This is a genomic window from Bradyrhizobium rifense, from assembly GCF_008123425.1.
GTDB classification, from domain to species: Bacteria; Pseudomonadota; Alphaproteobacteria; order Rhizobiales; family Xanthobacteraceae; genus Bradyrhizobium; species Bradyrhizobium rifense.
In genome coordinates this window covers 204238-225391 of the sequence record NZ_VSSS01000024.1, presented here as the reverse complement: position 1 = coordinate 225391, position 21154 = coordinate 204238, and the positions used below count along the sequence as shown (strand labels likewise).

Below are 21154 nucleotides of genomic sequence, written 5' to 3'. Positions count from 1 at the left end.
TGAGGATGACGATGAAGCAGAATTTGGGATTGGGCTGCGCGCTGCTGGGCGCAATCGGATTGACCACCGCGGCTGATGCCGCCGAGCAGATCACCTTTGTCTCGCAAGGCGGCGCCTATCAGCAGGCGCAGACGGTGGCGATCCTCGATCCCTCCGCCAAGAAGCTCGGCATCACCATCAACCAGGATTCGATCCCCGACGCCTGGCCCGCGATCAAGACGCAAGTCGGCAGCGGCAAGCCGATCTGGGACGTCGTCGATACCCCCACCGGCTATTGCCTGCGCGGCGGCGAGCAGGGGCTGATCGAAAAACTCGACTTCTCGAAGATTCCGAACGCGGCGGCAATGCCGGAGGCCTATCGCAGTCCCTATTCGGTGTCCTACGAATTCTATTCCAGCGTGCTGGCCTTTAGCCAAAAAACCTTCCCGAAGGATGCGCCGAACAGCTGGGCCGATTTCTGGGACGTAAAGAAATTCCCCGGCCGGCGCGCGCTGCGCAACCATCCGATCGCGACGCTGGAGGCCGCGCTGATGGCCGACGGTGTCGCGCCGGATAAGCTCTACCCGCTCGACGTCGATCGCGCCTTCAAGAAGCTGGAGGAGATCAAGCCGAACATTACGGTGTGGTGGACCTCCGGCGCGCAGTCGGCGCAGCTTCTCAATGACGGCGAGGTCGACATGGAGATGGCCTGGAACGGCCGCGTCAGCGCGGTCGCCAAGGAAGGCGCCAAGGTCACCTTCACCTACAACCAGGGCATCCTGCAGAGCACCTCGCTCTGCATTCTCAAGGGCGCGCCGAACCTCGACACCGCCGTGAAATTCCTCAACGAGGCCGTCGATCCCGTGCACCAGGCCAACCTGCCGCTCAACATCGATTACGGCCCGGGCAATCCCAAGGCGTTCGAGACCAGCGTGATCAAGCCGGAGCGCGCGGCGCAATTGCCGAGCGAGCCGGCCAATGCGGCCAAGCAGGCGCTGATGTCCTATGCCTGGTGGTCCTCGCCCGCGGGCGAAGCCGCCGAGAAGCGCTGGGCTTCGTTCATGCAGAAGTGAGGCAGCCTTGGTGACATCCGTGCCAGATCCATCGCAAAAGCATCAGCGCCGCGAGCACGGCCTGATGCTGGCACTGGTGTCGCCGGCGCTGCTCGTGATTCTGCTGCTGATCGTGCTGCCGGTCGGCTGGCTGGCCTGGCAGTCGATCTACCATGACGGCTTTACGCTGGAGAACTATCGCCGCGTCTTCACCGAGGACATCTACTGGCGCAGCTTTGCGCTGACCTTCGAGATCAGCCTCGCGGTCACCCTTATTGCGCTGCTGCTCGGCTATCCCGTGGCCTATCTCGCCAATTCCGTGCCGAAGGGATGGAGCATCCTGATCCTGTCGCTGGTGGTGCTGCCGTTCTGGACCAGCGTGCTAGTGCGTGCCTATGCTTGGCTGGCACTGCTCCAGCGCACCGGCGTGATCAATCAGTTTTTGCGTTATCTCGATGTGATCTCCGAGCCGCTCGCGCTGGTGCACAACACCTTCGGCACGGTGGTCGCCACCGTGCACATCCTGCTCCCCTTCATGGTGTTGCCGCTCTACGCCACCATGCAAAAAATCCCCGGCGATCTCATGCAGGCCGGCGCCAGCCTCGGTGCGAGCCCGTCGCTGACGTTTGCCCGCGTGTTCCTGCCGCTGTCGCTACCGGGCGTTCTCGCCGGCTGCACCATGGTGTTCGTGCTCTGCCTCGGCTTCTACATCACGCCGGAGCTGCTCGGCGGCGGGCGCACGGTGATGGTGTCGATGCTGGTGAGCCGCAATGTCGAGCTCTACAACCAGTTCGGCGCGGCCAGCGCAGTCGCGGTGGTGCTGCTGCTGGGCGTGCTCCTGATCTTCGCAATCGTCAGCCGCTTCATTTCGCTCGATCGCATATTGGGGCAGAAATGACGCGCATTTCGCCCGCACGGATCGCCCTCTACGTCATCAGCACGCTGGTGCTGGTCTATCTGATCCTGCCGGTGCTGATCATCGCGCCGATCTCGTTCTCCAGCGCGCGCTTCCTGACCTTCCCGCCGCCCTCGTTCTCGCTGCGCTGGTATCAGCAATATTTCGCCAATCCGGCCTGGATGCAGGCGACGCGGGTGACGCTGACGGTCGCGCTGTTCACGGTGGTGATCGCAACACCGTGTGGCGTCGCCGCCGCCTATGCCATCAGCCAGTCCAAGCTGCGCATCATGCGGCTGATCCATATGATGCTGCTGCTGCCGCTGGTGGTGCCGATCATCATCACCGCGGTCGGCATCTTCTTCGTCTATGCAAAAGTCGGCCTGGTTGCGACCCTGCCGGGCCTCGTGCTGGCGAATGTGATGCTGGGCTTGCCTTACGTCGTCATCTCGGTGCTCGCCGGTATGCAAAGCTTCGACCCCGCGCAGGAGATGGTGGCCCGCAGCCTCGGCATGAACCGCCTGCGCAGCTTCTTTGAAGTGACGCTGCCGCAGATCAAATCCAGCGTGGTCGCGGGCGGTATCTTCGCCTTCATCTCGGCGATGGACGAGACCATCGTCGCGCTGTTCATCTCCGGCGGCCAGTATCAGCCGCTGACCAAGCGTATGTTCACCGCGCTCCGCGACGAGATCGACCCGACCATTGCGGCGATCTCGACGCTGATGACCGCGGCGTCGTTCATGCTGGTGCTAGCAGCGAGCGCGCGGCAGAAGAAGGCGGGGTGAGGGCGGTCGCTAGGCCCTCGCCCCAAGCCACGCCAAAATCATCTCCACAATCTGGCTCCTGCTCCTCGCCAGCACCCTGGGCTCGCTGAGGTCGAGGTCGAACAGCGCCCCAAAAGTGTGGCGATTGGCGACGCGGAAGAAGCAATAGGAGGAGATGGCCAGATGCAGGTCGATGGCGTCGACGTCGTCGCGGAAGGCGCCCTCAGCGCGGCCGCGCTTCAAAATGCCGTCGAGCGTTGCGATCACGCTGGCGTTGAGCTGGCGCAGTTGCAGATTCTGCTTCAGGTGCTTGCCGTGGTGGATGTTCTCGATTGAGACGAGGCGGATGAAGTTCGGATTGCGCTCGTCGTGGTCGAAGGTCGCCTCGATCAGCCGGCGCAGGCCCTCGCGCGCATCGCAGCTGGCGATGTCGAGCTGGTCCTCCAGCGCGCGGATGCTGCGATAGGCCTCCTCCAGCACCGCGAGGTAGAGCTGCTCCTTGCCGCCGAAATAATAATAGATCATCCGCTTCGAGGTGCGGGTCCGCGCTGCGATCGCATCGACGCGGGCGCCGGAATAGCCCTCCGAGGCGAATTCGGCCATCGCCACTTCGAGGATGTCGCGCTTTGTGCGCTCGGGGTCGTTGGTGCGCTTCGATGGGGCTGGCATGCGCTCGAGCATCACTGTTTCTCCCGCCCGTTTCTATGGATCACCTTGAAGGTGAAGGCAAATTTCGCCCAATCCGACGTCTTTCGCTGCCGACTTGCATAAACGTACTAGTTCGTACATTATGGATTGAAACCAAGGTTGCGGCAACCAAAAGCAAAAAACTCGCGCACGGCCGGACGGGCATGACGCGAGCTGCGACCGCCATCGCACACGGGGAGGAATTTTGATGAGCTCGACCTCAATCGCATCGCTGCACGCGCAATCCAGCGCGGAAGTTTCGCAAGGCAGGCTGCCGAAGCGCGCCGCGCTCGTCAGCTTCGTCGGCAGCATGCTCGAATACTACGATTTCTTCATCTACGGCACCGCGGCGGCGCTGATCTTTCCAAAAGTGTTCTTCGCCAATGTCGATCCCGCGACCGGCACATTGCTCGCGCTGTTGTCGTTCGGCATCGGCTATATCGCGCGTCCCGTCGGCGCCGTCATTCTCGGCCATTTCGGTGACCGCATCGGCCGCAAGACGGTGCTGCTGTTCACCCTGGTGGTGATGGGCGCCTCGACGCTCGCGATCGGCCTGTTGCCGGATGCCAAAACGATCGGCAGCGCCGCGCCCATCATCCTGACGCTGCTGCGCCTGTTGCAGGGCCTCTCGGCCGCCGGCGAGCAGAGCGGGGCGAATTCGTTGACGCTGGAGCATTCCGCCAATTCCAACCGCGCCTTCTTCACGAGCTGGACCCTGAGCGGCACCCAGGCCGGCGCGATCCTGGCGACGCTGGTGTTCATTCCGGTGTCCAGCATGCCGGAAGATCAGCTGTTGAGCTGGGGCTGGCGCATTCCGTTCCTGCTCTCCGCGCTGGTGCTGCTGGTCGCTTATCTGGTGCGGCGGACCATGCCGGAAACGCCCGTGTTCGAAGACATCAAGGACAAGGCGCAGGTGGCGCGTTTCCCCGTCGTTGCGCTGCTGCGCGACTACTGGCCGGACGTGCTGCGCGTCATCGTCTGCGCGCTGATCGCAACCGTCAGCACCATGACCGCGGTGTTTGCGCTCGGCTATGCCACCAGCAAGTTCGGCGTCGCGCGTCCGACCATGCTGTGGGCCGGCGTGCTCGGCAATGTCGTGGCGCTGTTCGTCCAACCGTTGTGGGCCCTGCTCGCCGACAGGATCGGCCGCAAGCCGGTGTTCATCGGCGGGGTGCTCGGCTGTGCCGTGCTGCTGTTCCCCTATTTCATGCTGGTGACCTCGGGCAGCACGCCCGCGATCTTTGCCGCCTCGGCACTCCTGTACATCATCTACTCCGCACCGAACGCGATCTGGCCGTCGTTCTATGCGGAGATGTTCGAGGCGCGCGTGCGCTATTCCGGCACCGCGATCGGCACCCAGCTCGGCTTCCTTGCCGCCGGCTTCACGCCGCTGGTGAGCGCGAGCCTGGTCGGCGAGGGACCGAACGGCTGGATCCCGGTCGCGATCTTCGTCGCCGGTTGCTGCGTCGCCTCGGCCGCGGCCGCCTCGACCGCGCGCGAAACCCACAAGGTCGATATCGCCGATCTCGGCAAGCGGCGCGCGTGAGCGACGGACAGGGACACGATCGCATGTTGACCAACGCAGTTCCGACCACGCTCGGCCCGATCATCGGGGCCGAGCAGGACGCCGTCCGCGCCTTCAAGGGCGTGCCGTTCGCGACCGCGCGCCGCTTCACGAAGGCGACGCCGCCGTTAGCGTGGACGGAGCCGCGCCAATGCACGGACTACGGCGCCTACGCGCCTCAGCCGGGGCATCTCGATCAGGCAGAAGAATCCTGTCTCAGCCTGAACATCTGGACGCCGATAGGGGTCGATCGCCCGCTGCCGGCGCTGTTCTTCATCCATGGCGGCGCCTTCGTCACCGGCGGCGGCGCCGATTACGACGGCGCATTCCTCGCTGCGCACGGCCCGGCCGTCGTCGTCGCCATCAACTATCGGCTCGGCCCGCTCGGCTTCCTGCAGCTGCATCGCCACGGATTGGGCGAGGCCAACAATCTGGCCATCTCGGATTCACTCGCCGCGCTCGACTGGGTTCATGCCAATATCGCCAATTTCGGCGGCGATCCGGACCAGGTGACGCTGTCGGGTCAATCGGCCGGCGCGTCGATGGTGATCGCGCTCGCAACGCTGCCGCAGGCGAAGGGCAAGTTCACGCGCGCGCTCGCGCTGAGCGCGCCGGGGCGCAACATCATGAGCGCCGACCATGCCGACACTGTTGCGCGTCGCGTCATCGAAGAGCTCGAACTTGCGAGCGACCCTGCTGCGATCGCATCCGTGCCCCTGCCAAAGCTCTTCGCCGCGGTCGAACGCGTCGGCCGCAGGATTGCTGATGAAACCGCTTCAGGTACCGTGTTCGGCCCGGTGCTCGACGGCAGCGTGATCCCGCGCGAGCCGCGCGATGTCTTTGCCGAGGGAAGCTTGCGCGATATTCCGCTCTGGCTCGGCTCCTGCCGCGACGAGATGGTGATGTTTTTGAAGAGCACGCCGCCGGCCGCGATGATCCGCACCACCGAGCGCAATGTGCGGGCCGCTTTCGGTGATGCCGGCTGGGAGCGCCTGCTGGCCTGCTATCGAGGCTCGGCGCGTATCGACGAGGATCCCTACGAAGCGCTGCTGTCCGATGCGTTTTGGCATCGCCCGATGGCCGATCTCGCGCGAAGTCACGCAGCCGCGGGTGGTGCGGTGTGGCTGAGCCGGTTCGACCATCGCCCGGCGCTGCAACCGTTCCTGTCGCAAGGGCCGACCCACGGTGCCGACAATGCCTGCCTCTGGGCGCATCTGCCCGACTTCATCGATCGCCCGATCCTCAAGCGCAAGGGCGGCCCGATGACCCCGGCCGATATCGACGTCGCGGCGCGGTTTCAGACGAGCCTGCTGTGCTTCGTGACAGCAGGCGCGCCCGATGTCGCGGAAGCCTGGCCGCGGTTTGAGCTGGCTGAGGAGCCGCTCGCAATCTTCGCTCAGCCGTTCCATATTGTGCCTCTCAACGAGGGTGTGCGGTTCCGCTTGTGGGCAGAGCTGAGTGCGAACCTCAACGACAAGAAAAAATGAGGGAGGCCGGATGAGCCAATCGATCACGAATGCCGGGCGCGCCCGGCCACGGTCCGCCGTTTCGGTTGCGGCGCTCCTCGGTACGATCGCGATGCTGGCTGCGTCGCCAGCGCTGGCCCAGATCGTCGCGGCGCCTGTTCCCGGAGATCCCGTCAGCATCGACACCGGCGCCGTCTCCGGCAAGGTTTTGCCGTCGGGTGTGAAGGCCTATTTCGGCATCCCCTTTGCCGCGCCGCCGCTTGGCGATCTCCGCTGGCGCGAACCGCAGAAAGCCGAGGCTTGGAATGGCGTTTATCACGCCGACCGGCTTGCACCGGAATGCATCCAGGTGCTGCGCCGGCACAATCTCAATCATTATTTCGGCGAGGAGGCGACCAGCGAGAACTGCCTTTATCTGAACATCTGGGCAAGCGCTGATGCCAAATCGGGTGCGAAGCTGCCGGTCGTGGTCTGGATCTATGGCGGCGGTTTCACGCTCGGCTCCAGCGGCATGGCGATGTATGACGGCGAGAATGTCGCGAAGAAAGGCACGCTCTTCGTCAGCTTCAACTATCGCGTCGGCATTTTGGGCAATCTCGCCCATCCCGAGTTGACCGCGGAATCGCCGCACCATGCCTCCGGCAGTTACGGCCTGATGGACCAGGTCGCGGCCTTGCAATGGATCAAGCGCAACATCGCGCAATTCGGTGGCGATCCTGATAACGTCACCATCACCGGGCAGTCGGCCGGCGCCATGTCGGTGTCCGCGATCGAAGCGAGTCCGTTGGCGAAAGGCCTGTTCAATCGCGGTTTCGCGATGAGCCTGAGCATGTTCGACAACCGCTTCAAATTCCCGGCGCTGCCGGCCGCCGAGAAGACCGGCCTCGAGGTGCAGTCCGCGCTCGGTGCAGCATCGCTCGCCGAGATGCGGCTGATCCAGGCCGACAAGATTTTGGCGATCCAGAAGGACTGCCAGCTCGGCTGTGCCGGCACGATCTCCGTCACGCCTGATATCGACGGCTACGTGCTGCCCGACACCGTGCCGAACATCTTTGCCGCCGGTAAGCAGAACGATGTCGCGACCGTGGCCGGATTCACGAGCGACGAGAGCTCGAATGATCTGCGCACCGCCGGAACGCTAGAGGCCTATGTCGCCGCCGCGCGAAAACTCTATGGCGACCAGGCCGATCGCTTCCTCGCGCTCTATCCCGCGAAGACCGACGGTGAGGCGAAAGCCATGGGCCTGCTCGCCGCGCGCGAGGGCTTGGTCGAGATCGGCACGCGCAACTGGGCCGTTGCGCAAGCGAAGACCGGCAACGCGCCGTTCTACATGTACATGTTCTCGCGCGTGCATCCGTTCGCACCCGGGGTCGAGTTCTTCGACAGCCCGCAGAAGATCGGCGCCTATCACACCTCCGACGTGCCTTACTGGTTCGGAACCCAGGACACCTTCAACAAGTTCCGCACCACGCGCGTCTGGACCGAGTTCGACCGCGCGCTGTCCGAACGCATGATGGACACGCTCATAGCCTTCGCGCGAACCGGCGATCCCGGCACGCCGGCAACGCCGTGGCCGCAATGGAAGCAGGACGCGCAGACATATGTCGAGTTCGGCGACGATAGCGGCGTGCGCGAGGAGAGCCGGGCGCGGCTCGATTTCCACACGCCTGCGAACGTGACGCCCTCGACTCCGCGTGTGTCGCGGGACTAGCGCAGGGCTGACTTAAGAAGGCGCTTTGCAGGATCACCTGTAATCTGCCTCACACGCAAATGCGCCAAACAACGCTAGATGAAGTCAGGTCGCGCGACCGCGCGGTCAGACTCGGAGCTGGCGATGATGGTTGCATTGGTAAAGGCAATATCCCGCGCGACGAGAATCAACGTTGACGTCGAAACTTTGAAAGTGCTGTTGATTTTCTCGGGAGCGGGCCTGCTGCTCTCACTTGTGGTCGCAATGATCTACGGACAGGCCTTTAACGCCGCCTTGTTCTGAAATCGTGCGGGTTTCACCGTACTTCGAATGAAGTCCATGATGCACTGCCTGAGCTTGGGCTATTTTCGAAACAGCGAGATGTTGTCACCCAGCCAATCGGTTACCGGGCGCGGAGCGTGGCCCGTCAACTCGCGAACGGTTGTTGTTGTTTCAGCGAGCGTCGATTCGTAGAAAGCACGATCGAGACCGAGCAGCAGGTCGGCGACAAATTCGGTGAGTCCCGAAGCGAGCAACTTCTCGCGCTGCTCCGCGGGACTTCGGTGCTGATATGTGACAGTGCGGCCAAGCAATCTTGATAGTTCATCTGCTATCCCAGGCATGCTCACCGCGGTTGGCCCGGTCAGGTGATAGGCGCGCTGGGATGTCACGTGCGCATCGTCGAGAAGAGCAGCGAAAGCCGAATCCGCGACATCGCGTGTGTCGATCAAGTTGACTAATCCATCGCCGGCCGCTCCGCCCCATGTGTCATTGGCAATTGGAGCGCCAGCCCGCGCCAGGATGTCGACGAAACTCGAAGGTCGCAAAACCGTAAAGCCTATGTCGCAGGTCGCAAGATGCGCTTCAATTTGCATGTGCCAGTCGAACGGATGCAGCCGAGATGGCGGTCCCAACACTGACAATTTGACGATGTGGCTGACGCCGACGGCAACGGCTGCGTCGATGAGCGCGATTTCATTGGCGACCTGCCGGGGAGACGTTCCGTGGGCGAGGAACAGACGGTTTGCGCCGCGCAGCGCGTTCTCCAGAGTTGACCGCGCATCGAAGTCCACGGTCGCAAGCGCGACCCCGGACGGCAGGCGTTCAGCGTCGGATCTGCGGGTCAACGCCACAAGCTCAATCGGTTCGGCGGCCAGTTTCGAGATCAAGGCGGAGCCCACGCGTCCGGTGGCTCCTGCGACCGCAATGCGCGCACGGGCAGCGCTGGGTTCGGAGGGATTGAACATCTGGACAACCTTTCGTATCTTGGAACGATCAGTTCATGATACTTGGAACGATCGTTCCAGGATGTCAAGCGGGAATAGGATGAGCGGAAAACCCCAATTCGATGACGATGCCGTGATCAATTCCGCGATGGATGTGTTCTGGCGTCACGGCTATGCGGCCTCGTCGATCGATCAATTGACGACGGCGATGGGTTTGTCGCGGTCCAGCATGTACAAGCGATTTCAAGACAAGGACGGGCTATTCCAGGAAGTTCTCTCGACTTACGTAGAGCGCGTCGTGCGGCGGATGAGCGCCGTTCGCGGCGACACGAAGCGCCAACAGCTCGAAGCGCTGATGCACGAATTCTTGCCGAGAGGAGGCAAGACGGTGCGACCCGCCGGGTGCATGCTGGCCCGATCTTGCGCCGAGATGGTCGATCTCCCCCCGGCAGGCCAGTCGGTCGCGCGGCAGGGACTTGCGCGGCAGCGCGCGATCATCGGCGAGATTTTGCGCGAGGCGGTCGAAAGCGGAGAATTGGTGGCGGCAACCGACATCGAGGGATTGGCGTGGCACTATCTCGGTGTGTTGCAGGCCATAATGAATTTGCCGCAAGCTGGCGCGACCGTTGGCGAGCTTCGCCGCGTTGTAGAACTTGCAATGACGGCGTGGCCGTTGCTCCCAGCGGCCGCCGCCCCCCGACGTGCAGTCTGATGTGGACGTTGGCCTATCCCCGCTGTGGCGCGCCGGGCCGCACCTGTAATCTGCTTCACAGGCAGTCGCGCCGATCTGCGCTAGATGAAGTCAGGCCCCGCTTCCGCGTGGCCGGTTTCGGAGCTGGCGATAATTGCTGCACTGGCAAGAGCAATATCCCGCGCGACGGGAACCAATGTCGACGTCGAAACTCTGAAGATCCTGGTGATCTTCTCGGGCGCGGGCCTGCTGGTCTCGCTGGTGGCCGCGATGATCTACGGACAGGCTTTCAACGCCGCTCTGTTCTGAGCGCGTTGCAATCCGTCAGGCCACCGGATCCTCCGAACGGCTCCGCTCACGTGGCGCCAGCGGCGGTGAGCGCTTGAGGGGAGCGTCCTCTCGGGGTGCTGTGTCACTGCCTGAGACTTGTTCGACCGGCGCGGCGCCGGTGTCGCGATAGGCGACGATCCAGATCAGAAAGCCCAGAACCGCCAGCCCAGCGCCGACGGGACCGGTGGAGGTCCAGCCGAGTCCCTGACGAATGGCGAGGCCGCCGAGGAACGGGCCGAGCGCATTGGCGGTGTTGAACGCCGAATGGTTGAGCGCGGCCGCGAGCGCCTGTGCGTCTCCCGCGACGTCCATCAGCCGCGTCTGCAGCACGGCCCCGAGAGCGACGCTGGCGCCGATCGCGAAAATGTCGATCGCAAGCAGCCAGGGATTGCCGGCGGCAAGCGGAAACGCCAGCAGCGCCACGGCGGCGAACACCAGGATGACGCCCGCGGTGGGCATCAGCGCGCGATCGGCGAAGCGCGGCACGAACAGATTGCCGAGCGTGGCGCCGATGCCGAAGATCGCCAGGAAGAACGGAATGACCTCGGTGCTGACCTTGGTGACCTCGATCAAGGTCGTCGCCAGGTAAGTGTAGACGGCAAACATGCCACCGAAGCCGATGGCGCCGATCGCGAGCGTCATCCAGACACGGCGACTCCTGAGCGCGCCGAGCTCGCGCAGCGGATCCGACCGGCCGGCCCGGTCGCGCGGTGCGAACAGGGCGCACAGCAGCATCGTGAGCAGCGCCAGCACCGAGACGAGGCCAAAACTCGCGCGCCAGCCGACCGCCTGGCCGATCAGATTGGCCAGAGGAACGCCGATGATGGTGGCGACGGTCAGGCCGAGCATCACCTGGCCGATCGCCTGCGAGCGGCGATGTTGGGGAACGAGCGAGGCCGCAACCAGCGCCGCGATGCCGAAATAGGCGCCGTGGGGCAGGCCTGAGAGAAAGCGGGCGGCGATCATCGCGCCAAAGCCCGGAGCAAGCGCGGTGAGGGCGTTGCCGAGCGCGAACACGGCCATCAGCACCAGAAGCTGCGTGCGCCGGGCGAACCGGGCGCCGAGCACGGCAATCAGCGGCGCGCCCAGCACCACGCCGAGGGCGTAGGCACTGATAGCGTGCCCGGCCGTCGGCTCGTCGATATGAAGGTCGGCCGCGAAGAACGGCAGCAGGCTCATTGACGCGAATTCGGTGGTCCCGATCGCAAAGCCGCCCATCGCGAGCGAGAACAGGACGATGGCGAGATGCGGGGGCGTTGAAGCCGAATTCGATTTTGGGCTTGGCGAGGTCGCGTGAAGCGAGGGCGTCATGTGTCCTGCATTGGTGGCGGCAACGGGAACCAGCCCAGCAAACGTCGCCATCCCTGCAGCTTTTGTCTGCTCTACTTAAACCAGCTTGAGTCCGCGTCAACACCGGAAGCACCACGTAAGGCAGAGCGCATATCAGCGTCCCGGTTTGCTCGGGGCATCCGCGTCAATGTGTCTCGTGAAACCGGCTCAAGAACGCCTTCAGCCGCTCGCTGCGCGGCTGGCGACGTCCCTGACATACATGATCGATCAGAACTGCACTTCGCCCGGAATGTCGTCGGCGCTGAGGCCGACGGTCTCATAGGCCTTCAGCAGCCATTCGCGCGTCTGACCCAGCGAACGGTTGTAGTCGGCCCAGGCGCTGAGGAAATCCTTGTAGCGGCGATCGGTTTCGGAGCGGATGCCGAGATTGGTCGGCAGTGTCAGGATCGGCCGCGGGATCGCGAGCTCGCCGAGCGTCGGATTCTTCTTCAGCGTGAAGATCGACAGCACCGCCAGCGAGACGTTGCAATCGGCGCGGCCGGTCGACACCGCAAGGATCGCCTCGTCGCGCGTCTTGAAGCCGAGGATGGTCGCCTTCGGGCAGTAACGGCGCGCGATCGTCTCGTGGGTCGAGCCGATGTCGACGGCGATCTTGACCTCGGGCTTGTTCAGCTCGGACCAGGTCTGGGGCTTGGCAAAGCCCTTCTTGGTGATGACGGTGAAGGAGTGCACCAGGATCGGGCTCGAGAAATCGATGACGAGCGAACGCTCGGGCGTCGGGTTCACGGCGAAAGCGAGGTCGACCTTGTCGGCCTGGAGATCGAGGATCTGGTTGCCCCAGGTTGATTCCAGTGTCTCGACCTTGGCGCCGAGCTTGCTCGCGATGTCGTTCGCCATGTCGATGCAGGCGCCCGACCACTGATTGGTCGCGAGGTCCTTGTGGAAATAGGGGTCCTGGCCGGCGATGACCGCGATGCGCAGCACGCCGCTCTTCTTGATGCGATCGAGCGTGGACGTCGGCGCGGTGTCGGCCTTGGCCGAGGCGGTCGCGGCCATTGCGGCGCCCGCCAGCGCGACGGTGGTGAGTGCGTCCCTGCGGTTCATGGACAGTGCTCCTGGGGAATGGGGATCATCAACTCCGGCCCGTAGACTATTTCTGTATTCAGGGCATAATGCAATATGGTATTGCAGCTCTGCCGACGATTTGAGCGATGAGGCAGATTTGAGCCTAGTCCGTTGGCAAAGCGAGAGAAAACTCCGTGGTGCCGGGCTGGATGAGCGCCGGTCCGCGGGTGCCGGGATTGAGAGGAGAAAGTCTGTGCGTGCTGTTTTCGTCGATGCGAACGACACCCTGGCGGCGGTGACCGACAAGCTGCTGGCCTCGCAGAAGCTGCCGGTCAGCATCAACCGCAATCCCTCGATCAAGCCGGACGATTTGCCTGGTCTGCTCGGCGATGCCGAGATCATGATCGTCGATCACACCGCGGTGCCGAGTGCGATCGCCGAGACGTGCAAGGCGCTGAAGCATGTCGTCTTCCTTGGCACCGGCGCGCGCAGCTACATGAATCCGGAGGAGCTCGCTGAGCGCGACATCTCCGTGCACACGATCAAGGGTTATGGCGACACCGCCGTGGCCGAATGCGCGATCGCGCTGATGTGGGCATCTGCCAAGAGCTTTGGCGAGATGGATCGCGGCATGCGCGAAGGCAACTGGCTGCGTCGCGACGCGGTGCAGCTCACCGGCAAGACGCTCGGCCTGATCGGCTTCGGCGGCATCGCGGCGGAAGCCGCGCGCATGGCGGCGGGCTGCGGCATGAAGGTGATCGCCTGGAACAGGACGCCGAAGACGCATCCCGGTGTCGAGTTCGTGTCGCTGGAGAAGCTGCTGGCCGAGAGCCACGTGATCTCGCTGCATCTGTTGCTGAACGATGAGACCAAGGGTTTCCTGTCGCGCGAGCGCATCGCGCAGATGCGGCCCGGCAGCATTCTGATCAACACCGCGCGCGGCGCTGTCGTCGACGAGGACGCGATGTTTGAGGCGCTGCGCTCGGGCCACATTGCGCATGCCGGCCTCGACGTCTTCACTGTCGAGCCGCTACCGGCCGGTCATGCCCTGACAAAACTGCCGAACGTGACGCTGTCGGCGCATTCGGCGTTCCGTACGCCCGAGGCGAGCGACAATCTCATCGGCGCGGCGCTCGATCACTGCCGCCGCATCATCGCCACCGGCAAGTAAAGACAGAAAGACATCCCATGTCGGATATCACCCGCATCGACCAGAACGCCCGCCGCAGCCGCGCCTCCGTGTTCGGCGATCTCGTTTTCCTCGCTGGGCAAGTGGCTGATACCAAGACCGCCGACATCACCCAGCAGACCAAAGAGGCGCTGGCCAAGGTTGACGACATGCTGGCGCGCGCAGGCACCGACAAGTCGCGGCTCCTCAGCGTGCAGGTCTGGCTCAAGACCATGGACGATTTCGACGCGATGAACGCGGTCTATGATGCCTGGGTCGTGCCGGGCAATACGCCGAGCCGCGCCTGCGGCAAGGTCGAGCTCGCTGATCCTGCCTTCCGCATCGAAGTGATCGCGATCGCCGCGCGCGGCTGACATGCACATCGATGCCCCTTGCACGGGCTGTTTCGGCCTTGCACCTTATTTCCGCCTGTCCTACGCCACCTCGGAACAAAATCTGCGAGAAGCCTTAAAGCGCATCGCCAAAGCCTGCAGGGAGCTGTCATGACCATTCGCAACACCCGCACCGGGGGCCAGATCCTGATCGATCAGCTGGTCGCCCAGGGCGTCGATCGCGTCACCTGCGTGCCGGGCGAGAGCTACCTCGCGGCACTCGACGCGCTGCATGACAGCCCGATCGACGTCGTGATCTGCCGCGCCGAAGGTGGTGCTGCGATGATGGCGGAAGCCTATGGCAAGCTCACGGGACGCCCGGGCATCTGCTTCGTCACCCGCGGCCCCGGCGCGACCAATGCCAGCCACGGCGTCCACATCGCGATGCAGGATTCGACGCCGATGATCCTGTTCGTCGGCCAGGTCGACACAGGCATGCGCGAGCGCGAGGCGTTCCAGGAGCTCGATTACAAGGCGGTGTTCGGCACCATGGCGAAATGGGCGGTCGAGATCGACCGCCCCGATCGTATTCCGGAACTGGTCGCGCGTGCCTTCCGCATCGCGATGCAGGGCCGTCCGGGTCCCGTCGTGATCGCGCTGCCGGAGAACATGCTGACCGAGACCGCAGCCGTTGCGGACGCCATGCGCATTGAGCCTGCGGTGAGCTGGCCCGCGCCCGCTGACATCGAGCAGGTCAGTGCGATGCTCGCGAGCGCCAAGGCGCCGCTCGTCATCCTCGGCGGCTCGCGCTGGAGCGATGAAGCCACCAAGAGCATCGCGCGCTTTGCCGAGCGGTTCGACCTGCCGGTCGCGACCTCGTTCCGCCGCGCATCGCTGATCGATGCCGATCATTCGCATTATGCCGGCGATCTCGGCATCGGGCCGAGCCCGCGCCTGAAGGCGCGCATCGACAACGCCGATGTCATTCTGCTGATCGGCGGCCGCATGTCGGAGATGCCGTCCTCGTCCTACACGCTGTTCGACATTCCAACGCCGAAGCAGAAGCTGATCCACGTGCATCCGGGCTCCGAAGAGCTCGGCCGCATCTATCAGCCGGAGCTTGCGATCCAGGCGACACCCGCCGCGTTCGCCGCTGCCGTCGAGACGTTGAAGCCCGCAGGCCCAGTTGCCTGGAAGGGCGAAGCCGCCAAGGCGCATGCCGATTACCTCGCCTGGACCGACAAGGCGCGCGAGCTGCCGGGCACGTTCCAGTACGGCCAGGTCATGACCTGGCTGCGCGACCGCCTGCCGAAGGACGCGATCGTCTGCAACGGCGCCGGAAATTATGCCGGCTGGATCCATCGCCATCACCGCTTCCACAGCTTCGCCTCGCAGCTCGCGCCGACCTCGGGCTCGATGGGCTATGGTGTGCCGGCGGCGGTTCTCGCCAAACGCCAATTTCCGGATCGCGTCGTCGTCGCCTTCGCCGGCGACGGCTGCTTCCTGATGAACGGGCAGGAATTCGCGACCGCCGTGCAATACGACGCGCCGCTGGTCGTCATCGTCGTCGACAATTCGCAATACGGCACCATCCGCATGCACCAGGAGCGCGACTATCCCGGTCGCGTCGTCGGCACCCAGCTCAAGAACCCGGATTTCGCGATGTACGCGAAGGCCTTCGGCGGCCATGGCGAACGCGTCGAGCGCACCGAAGAATTCGCGCCGGCGTTCGAGCGTGCGCTCGCCTCGGGCAAGCCGTCGATCCTCCACTGCATCATCGATCCCCGCGCGATCTCGGTCGGCAAGGATTTTGCGCCCGCGGTGAAGGCGTAAGCGATGTCGGAAGGCCGCCACGTCGCCATCATCGGAGCCGGCGCGGTCGGCGTGATCAGCGCGATCGAGGCGCTGCGCGAGGGGCATCGCGTCACGCTGATCGATCCGGGCGAGCCCGGTGGCGAACAGGCGGCGAGCTACGGCAATGCCGGCTGGCTCTCATCGCATTCGGTGATCCCACCGGCGGAGCCGGGCGTGTGGAAGAAGGTGCCGGGCTATTTGATGGACCCGCTCGGCCCGCTCGCGATCCGCTGGTCTTACTTGCCGAAGGCGCTGCCCTGGCTGATCAAGTACCTGCTGTCGGGCTGGACCGAGGCGCGCGTCGAGAAGACCGCGTTTGCGTTGCGCGACCTCCTGAAGGACGCGCCGCTGCTGCACAGGGCGCTCGCGGAAGAAGCTGGCGTGCCCGAACTGGTCGAGCGCAACGGCGTGATGCACGTCTTCCCGTCGCGCGGCAATTTTGACAACGATCTCGGCTGGCGCCTGCGCAAAAAGGTCGGCGTCGAATGGCTGGAGCTGAACGCCGACGAGATGCGTCAGCGCGAGCCGGACCTGCATCCGCGCTACACTTTTGGCGTGGTGGTGGAAGAGGCCGGCCGCTGCCGCGATCCCGGCGCGTACGTTGCAGCCCTTGCTCAGCATGCACTGGCGAGCGGTGCAAAACTCGTGCGCGCCAGGGCGACGGGTCTCAAGCTGAATGGCAACAAGCTTGTCGCCGTCCTCACAGAGACCGGCGAGGTCGCTTGCGATGCCGCAGTGGTCGCTGCGGGCGCGCATTCGAAACGGCTGACCGCTTCCGTTGGCGATCCCTTGCCGCTCGAGACCGAGCGCGGCTATCACGTCATGATCGAGCATCCGGAATCAGGTCCGCGCAGCTCGATGATGGCGTCCGACGCAAAAATGGTGGTGAACTGGATCGACAAGGGCCTGCGCGCCGCCGGCACTGTCGAGATCGCAGGTCTTGAAGCCGCGCCGAACTGGAAGCGCGCCGAGATTTTGCGCAACCACCTTCTCAGCATGTTCCCGAAACTGCCGCGGGATATTCCGTCGTCGCGCATCAAAACCTGGTTTGGGCATCGGCCGAGCATGCCGGACGGGATTCCCTGCATCGGCTATTCACGCGCCTCGCGCGACATCGTCTATGCCTTCGGCCACGGCCATATCGGTCTGGTCAGCTCGGCCCGCACCGGCCGCCTCGTCGCGCAGCTTCTGAGCGGCAAGCAGCCGGAAATTCCGCTCGCACCGTTTTCGCCCATTCGCTTCCTCTGAGATCGCACCATGACCATCGCAGCCAGCTCGTCTTCCCGTGTTGCCCGCGGCGGCAAGGCCATCTACGGCGCGCCGCTCGGCATCCTGATGCTGGAGGCGCGCTTCCCCCGCATTCCCGGCGACATGGGCAACGGCACGACCTGGCCATTCCCCGTGCTGTATCGCGTGGTGAGCGGCGCCTCGCCGGAGAAGGTGGTGCTGAAGGGTGCGGCGGGGCTGCTGCCTGACTTCATCGATGCGGCCAAGGATCTGGTGCGGCTCGGAGCCGAGGCCATCACCACCAATTGCGGCTTTCTCTCGCTGTTCCAGAAGGAGATCGCGGCCGCCGTCGGCGTTCCCGTCGCGACCTCGTCGCTGATGCAGGTGCCGTGGGTGCAGGCGACCTTGCCGCCGGGCAGGCGCGTCGGCCTCGTCACGGTGTCGGGCTCGACCCTGACGCCGGCCCATCTCGAAGGCGCCGGCGTGCCGCTCGATACGCCGCTGGTCGGCACCGAGCACGGCAAGGAATTCTTCCGTGTTCTGATCAAGGCCGAGAAGGACGACATGGACGTCGGTTTGGCCGAGCGCGACGTGGTCGAGGCGGGCAAGGAGCTTGTCGCCAAGAATCCGGACGTCGGCGCCATCGTGCTCGAATGCACCAACATGCCACCTTATGCCGCCGCGCTGCAGGCCGAGGTCGGGTTGCCGGTCTATGACATCTATTCCATGATCACCTGGTTTCATGCTGGACTGCGCCCGCGCGCGTTCGCCTGATTCCGTCTGTCACAACCTCTGCTGTTGTTTACATTGCAATCGCCTCCGCAGCCCCGGTATATTGGGCTGTGTGCGGGCATGAATGCAGCTGATGATGAGCAACGTGGAACTGGCTTCCGATAGTATCGTCGATCGCGTCTATGAACAGCTCAAGGCGATGGCCGTGAGCTATGAGTTCAAGCCGGGCGAACGTCTCAACGAAGGCGAGCTGGCCAAGCGGCTTGGCGTCAGCCGTACGCCGCTGCGCGAAGCGCTCAACCGTCTCAACACCGAGGGCTTCCTGCGTTTCACGCCGGGCAAAGGCTTCTTCTGCCGCGAGCTCGATGCGCACGAAATCTTCGATCTCTACGAGTTGCGCAAGTCGATCGAGGTCGCCTCGGTCCGCCTCGCCATCAAGCGCGCCAAGGACGATGACATCGACGCGCTGCTGAGATTCCTCGAAGCCACCGGCCCCGATCCCGGCGAGCGTACATCGGTCGAGCTCGTCGAATTGGACGAGACCTTTCACGAACGGCTCATGGCGATGTCGAACAACGCCGAGATGCTGCGCGTTCTGCGCAACGTCAACGCCCGCATCCGCTTCGTGCGCTGGATCGACATGGACAGCATCAACCGCTCCAACACCCAGGCCGAGCACCGCTCGGTCGTCGAAGGGTTGAAGGCGCGTAACGAAGAAGCCTGCGTCTCGGTGCTGGAGAAGCACATCGATCGCCGCCTCGATCGCATCACTTCCGCGATCAAAGAAGGCTACGCGCAGATCTATATGCCGGCGGCGGCGAGGTCCGCGGGGAATTGAGGTCTTTGACTGCTCGGCAGGACCTGAGCGAGCGCCTCGTCCTTCGAGATGACCGCTTCGCGGTCTCCTCAGGATGAGGCTCAGCTGCATCGGTGCCCGTTGAAGCTGCTACCGCGTACTCCGCCCTCATCCTGAGGGCCCGCCAAAGGCGGGCGTCTCGAAGGTTGGGCCGCGCGGAAAACGCTTCCGGCCATGCGATCGGCCTGTCTCAGGCGGCAGAGAAAGACCCAGCTATACAATCCTTCAATACCAGCTCATGCCAGACGGTCAGAGCCTTCGCACGCAAACATCGCTAGCGTGCCGCCCGAAATTCACGGAGACACGCGGTGCATAGCCCAAAGCCCAATCCCGAAACGCGGAGCAGTGACGACTGGCCGTCCGAGCTCTATCGCATCCTCAAGGCCGCCGACGTCCAGCAGATGTCCTATGTGCCGGATGCCGGCCACAGCCAGCTGATCCGCATGTTCTCGGCCGACCGCGACGTCGCCACCAATGTGCTGACCACGGAAGAGGAGGGCATCGCCATTGCCGCGGGCGCCTGGCTCGGCGGCCAGCGCAGCGTGCTGCTGATGCAGTCGAGCGGCGTCGGCAATTGCATCAACATGCTGTCGCTGTCGGCGATCGGCCGCTTTCCGCTGCTGATCCTGGTGACGATGCGCGGCGAATGGGCCGAGTTCAACCCCTGGCAGGTGCCGATGAGCCGGGCGACGCAGCCTTCGCTGGAAGCGATCGGGCTGAAGGTGATGCGGGCGGAGACGGCGGAGGATCTGGTCGAGACGGTCGAGTCGGCCGCTTCGCTCGCCTATGAGTCCGACCAGCAGATCGCCGTCCTGATCGGGCAACGCCTGATCGGCAAGAAGAAGTGGTGATGTCGATGTCCGTTCCCTCTCAGCTCGATCGCCGTGCTGCCGTCGCGGCACTCCTGAAGAACCGCAAGGACACGCTGGTCGTTTCCGGCCTCGGCTCTCCCACCTACGACCTTCATTCCGTCGGCGACCACGACGGCAATTTCTATCTCTGGGGCGCCATGGGCGGCGCCGCGCTCATCGGGCTTGGATTGGCGCAGGCCCAGCCGGGCAAGCGCGTCCTCGCCTTGACCGGCGACGGTGAGCAATTGATGGGGATCGGCGGTCTCGCCACCATCGGCGTCGCGTGCCCGCGCAATCTCGACATCGTCGTGATCGACAACCAGCATTTTGGCGAGACCGGGATGCAGGCGAGCCATACCGGTCGCGGTGTCGATCTCACCGCGATCGCCGCAGCCTGCGGCTTTGCCGCAACCGCCACGTTGCGGACGCTCGAGGAGGTGCAAAGCCTCGCCGCGCAAATCGCCGAGCCGGCCGATGGTCCGCGGCTTTTTGTCATCAAGGTTGTGGCCGAAAATCCGCCGCGCTCGCTGCCCTCGCGCGATGCCGTCTTTATCAAGAACCGGTTCCGTGCTCATCTCGGCTTCGCGGCGGCTTGAACGGGTGCCCTCTCCGGGATAGCTCGCTGCAAAAGCAGCTATCCTGGAGTGAGACCCATGAAACTATCCGGCAAGGTTGCCGTCATCACCGGCGCAGCGCGCGGCATCGGCAAGGCCTGCGCAAAGCGGTTCCTCGATGACGGCGTCAAGGTGGTCATCTCTGACGTCGACACCGATGAGCTCAAGAAGACCGTCAACGAGCTAGGCAAGCCCAAGGAGCTCTACGCCGTGCCCTGCCACGTCGCGCGGCGCGCGGACGTCGATCGTGCGGTCGCGACTGCGGTCCGTGAGTTCGGCCGGCTCGACATCATGGTCAACAATGCCGGCGTCGCCCGCAACCGGGACATCCTGGAGATTACCGAGGAAGAATTCGACGAAATCATCGGCATCAATCTGAAGGGCGCGTTCTTCGGCGTGCAGGCCGCGGCGAAGCAGATGATCGCGCAAGGCAGCGGCGGCGTCATCATCAACATGTCCTCGGTGAACGCGCTGCTGGCGATCCCCGCGCTTGCGACCTACGCCATGTCCAAGGGTGGCATGAAGCAGCTGACCTCGGTCGCCGCTGTTGCGCTTGCCCCGCACAATATCCGCGTCGTCGCGGTCGGGCCGGGCACGATTTTGACCGACATGGTCGCGTCCTCCATCTACACCTCCGAGGATGCCCGCAAGACCGTGATGTCACGCACGCCGGCCGGCCGGGGCGGCGAGCCGAGCGAGGTCGCCTCGGTCGTCGCGTTCCTCGCCAGCGACGATGCGTCCTACATCACAGGACAGACCATCTATCCGGATGGCGGCCGGCTGATCCTGAACTACACGGTGCCGGTGAAGGACAAGTAGCG

22 protein-coding genes are annotated in these 21154 nt (G+C 64.2%); 18 read left to right on the top strand and 4 right to left on the bottom strand.

The window, feature by feature from the left end; all coding sequences use genetic code 11:
- The first annotated feature begins 5 nt into the window (after positions 1 to 5).
- The 3 genes from FXB40_RS14780 (at position 6) to FXB40_RS14770 (ending at position 2711) form a co-directional block, all read left to right on the top strand.
- Positions 6 to 1052 (top strand): ABC transporter substrate-binding protein, encoded by a 1047-nt coding sequence (locus FXB40_RS14780; RefSeq protein WP_187436886.1) that lies wholly within the window; start codon positions 6 to 8, stop codon positions 1050 to 1052.
- Between the two features lie 64 nt (positions 1053 to 1116).
- Positions 1117 to 1929, top strand: coding sequence for an ABC transporter permease (locus FXB40_RS14775; protein WP_148773031.1), 813 nt, complete (start codon positions 1117 to 1119; stop codon positions 1927 to 1929).
- On the top strand, positions 1926 to 2711 hold the full coding sequence (locus FXB40_RS14770) for an ABC transporter permease (protein WP_148772913.1): 786 nt from the start codon (positions 1926 to 1928) through the stop codon (positions 2709 to 2711). The genes FXB40_RS14775 and FXB40_RS14770 overlap by 4 nt, the downstream gene beginning before the upstream one ends.
- A gap of 9 nt (positions 2712 to 2720) precedes the next feature.
- Here the strand turns inward: FXB40_RS14770 and FXB40_RS14765 are convergent, their stop codons facing one another.
- Positions 2721 to 3371: a TetR/AcrR family transcriptional regulator gene (locus FXB40_RS14765; RefSeq protein ID WP_148772912.1), complete on the bottom strand. Its 651-nt coding sequence runs from the start codon at positions 3369 to 3371 to the stop codon at positions 2721 to 2723.
- Positions 3372 to 3585: 214 nt separating this feature from the next.
- Between FXB40_RS14765 and FXB40_RS14760 the strand changes: the two genes are divergently transcribed.
- The 4 genes from FXB40_RS14760 to FXB40_RS47920 all read left to right on the top strand — a co-directional run bounded on the left by FXB40_RS14760 (position 3586) and on the right by FXB40_RS47920 (position 8400).
- Positions 3586 to 4923, top strand: coding sequence for an MFS transporter (locus FXB40_RS14760; RefSeq protein WP_148772911.1), 1338 nt, complete (start codon positions 3586 to 3588; stop codon positions 4921 to 4923).
- Positions 4924 to 4946: 23 nt separating this feature from the next.
- Positions 4947 to 6428: a carboxylesterase/lipase family protein gene (locus FXB40_RS14755; protein ID WP_148772910.1), complete on the top strand. Its 1482-nt coding sequence runs from the start codon at positions 4947 to 4949 to the stop codon at positions 6426 to 6428.
- 10 nt (positions 6429 to 6438) lie between these two features.
- A complete protein-coding gene (locus tag FXB40_RS14750; RefSeq protein WP_148772909.1) occupies positions 6439 to 8118 on the top strand; it encodes a carboxylesterase/lipase family protein in 1680 nt (559 codons plus the stop codon).
- Positions 8119 to 8241: 123 nt separating this feature from the next.
- A complete protein-coding gene (locus FXB40_RS47920) occupies positions 8242 to 8400 on the top strand; it encodes a hypothetical protein (protein WP_187436885.1) in 159 nt (52 codons plus the stop codon).
- 59 nt (positions 8401 to 8459) lie between these two features.
- Here FXB40_RS47920 and FXB40_RS14745 read toward each other — a convergent pair whose 3' ends face one another.
- The gene (locus FXB40_RS14745) at positions 8460 to 9344 is read right to left on the bottom strand and encodes an SDR family oxidoreductase (RefSeq protein ID WP_148772908.1); all 885 of its coding nucleotides are present in this window, start codon (positions 9342 to 9344) and stop codon (positions 8460 to 8462) included.
- Here FXB40_RS14745 and FXB40_RS14740 point away from each other — a divergent pair.
- Together FXB40_RS14740 and FXB40_RS14735 are read left to right on the top strand one after the other, a co-directional pair.
- Positions 9337 to 10035: a TetR/AcrR family transcriptional regulator gene (locus FXB40_RS14740; protein ID WP_246207614.1), complete on the top strand. Its 699-nt coding sequence runs from the start codon at positions 9337 to 9339 to the stop codon at positions 10033 to 10035. The two genes, FXB40_RS14745 and FXB40_RS14740, sit on opposite strands and share 8 nt — an antisense overlap.
- Positions 10036 to 10119: 84 nt before the next feature.
- Complete coding sequence (locus tag FXB40_RS14735) at positions 10120 to 10323, top strand: hypothetical protein (RefSeq protein WP_148772907.1); 204 nt, start codon at positions 10120 to 10122, stop codon at positions 10321 to 10323.
- Between the two features lie 15 nt (positions 10324 to 10338).
- Here FXB40_RS14735 and FXB40_RS14730 read toward each other — a convergent pair whose 3' ends face one another.
- Positions 10339 to 11655 (bottom strand): MFS transporter, encoded by a 1317-nt coding sequence (locus FXB40_RS14730; RefSeq protein WP_430647359.1) that lies wholly within the window; start codon positions 11653 to 11655, stop codon positions 10339 to 10341.
- Between the two features lie 246 nt (positions 11656 to 11901).
- On the bottom strand, positions 11902 to 12738 hold the full coding sequence (locus FXB40_RS14725) for a transporter substrate-binding domain-containing protein (protein ID WP_148772905.1): 837 nt from the start codon (positions 12736 to 12738) through the stop codon (positions 11902 to 11904).
- Positions 12739 to 12952: 214 nt separating this feature from the next.
- On the opposite strand from FXB40_RS14725, the gene FXB40_RS14720 reads away from it, so the two are divergent.
- The 9 genes from FXB40_RS14720 (at position 12953) to FXB40_RS14680 (ending at position 21152) form a co-directional block, all read left to right on the top strand.
- Positions 12953 to 13870: an NAD(P)-dependent oxidoreductase gene (locus FXB40_RS14720; RefSeq protein WP_148772904.1), complete on the top strand. Its 918-nt coding sequence runs from the start codon at positions 12953 to 12955 to the stop codon at positions 13868 to 13870.
- A 17-nt stretch (positions 13871 to 13887) separates the two neighbouring features.
- Complete coding sequence (locus tag FXB40_RS14715) at positions 13888 to 14241, top strand: RidA family protein (RefSeq protein ID WP_148772903.1); 354 nt, start codon at positions 13888 to 13890, stop codon at positions 14239 to 14241.
- 129 nt (positions 14242 to 14370) lie between these two features.
- Positions 14371 to 16032, top strand: coding sequence for a thiamine pyrophosphate-binding protein (locus tag FXB40_RS14710; RefSeq protein WP_148772902.1), 1662 nt, complete (start codon positions 14371 to 14373; stop codon positions 16030 to 16032).
- A gap of 3 nt (positions 16033 to 16035) precedes the next feature.
- Entirely contained in the window at positions 16036 to 17301 is a 1266-nt protein-coding gene (locus FXB40_RS14705) for an NAD(P)/FAD-dependent oxidoreductase (protein WP_148772901.1), read from the top strand.
- 9 nt (positions 17302 to 17310) lie between these two features.
- Positions 17311 to 18054, top strand: coding sequence for an aspartate/glutamate racemase family protein (locus tag FXB40_RS14700; RefSeq protein WP_148772900.1), 744 nt, complete (start codon positions 17311 to 17313; stop codon positions 18052 to 18054).
- Between the two features lie 91 nt (positions 18055 to 18145).
- Entirely contained in the window at positions 18146 to 18850 is a 705-nt protein-coding gene (locus FXB40_RS14695) for a GntR family transcriptional regulator (RefSeq protein WP_246207612.1), read from the top strand.
- A gap of 326 nt (positions 18851 to 19176) precedes the next feature.
- The gene (locus tag FXB40_RS14690; protein ID WP_148772898.1) at positions 19177 to 19719 is read left to right on the top strand and encodes a thiamine pyrophosphate-binding protein; all 543 of its coding nucleotides are present in this window, start codon (positions 19177 to 19179) and stop codon (positions 19717 to 19719) included.
- Between the two features lie 5 nt (positions 19720 to 19724).
- Positions 19725 to 20315: a thiamine pyrophosphate-dependent enzyme gene (locus tag FXB40_RS14685; protein ID WP_148772897.1), complete on the top strand. Its 591-nt coding sequence runs from the start codon at positions 19725 to 19727 to the stop codon at positions 20313 to 20315.
- Between the two features lie 57 nt (positions 20316 to 20372).
- On the top strand, positions 20373 to 21152 hold the full coding sequence (locus FXB40_RS14680; RefSeq protein ID WP_148772896.1) for an SDR family NAD(P)-dependent oxidoreductase: 780 nt from the start codon (positions 20373 to 20375) through the stop codon (positions 21150 to 21152).
- Positions 21153 to 21154: the final 2 nt, after the last annotated feature.